Source organism: Desertibacillus haloalkaliphilus, from assembly GCF_019039105.1.
Taxonomy (GTDB): Bacteria; Bacillota; Bacilli; order Bacillales; family KJ1-10-99; genus Desertibacillus; species Desertibacillus haloalkaliphilus.
The window spans coordinates 1-390 of sequence record NZ_JAHPIV010000287.1; the positions used below are offsets into that span (position 1 = coordinate 1).

Below are 390 nucleotides of genomic sequence, written 5' to 3' on the forward strand. Positions count from 1 at the left end.
ATGCTGATGAATGGAATGTTCATATATATTTTTCGTTATTAATTCATTTGAAAACATGCGATTGTATGCAAGAAGAAGCTTTTCCTTTTCTAATTCTGTGAACATCTTTGCATTGCCAATGTATCGTTCTTCTAGTGGGGTTGTCCCTCGTTCAAGAAAACTCTTGCCTTTCATACCTTCTGGCAAAACTGCTGCTAGTTTCCGCAGCTTTTTCTTTAGTACTGTTGGAACATATTGAAAACAAGCTAGACTATGCGGTTCTCGGTAAATATTATACCCACCGAAAAGCTCGTCTGCTCCTTCACCAGAAAGGACGACTTTCGCCCTTTTACTTGCTTCCTTGGCAACAAAGTAAAGTGGAACACAAGCCGGATCAGCTAACGGATCATC

Annotated in this window: 1 protein-coding gene; it reads right to left on the reverse strand. The window is 40.0% G+C overall.

Features of this window, described 5'->3' with window-relative positions; translation table 11 throughout:
- On the reverse strand, positions 1–390 hold a 390-nt coding region (locus KH400_RS21965), incomplete at both ends, for an asparagine synthase-related protein (protein WP_217228254.1).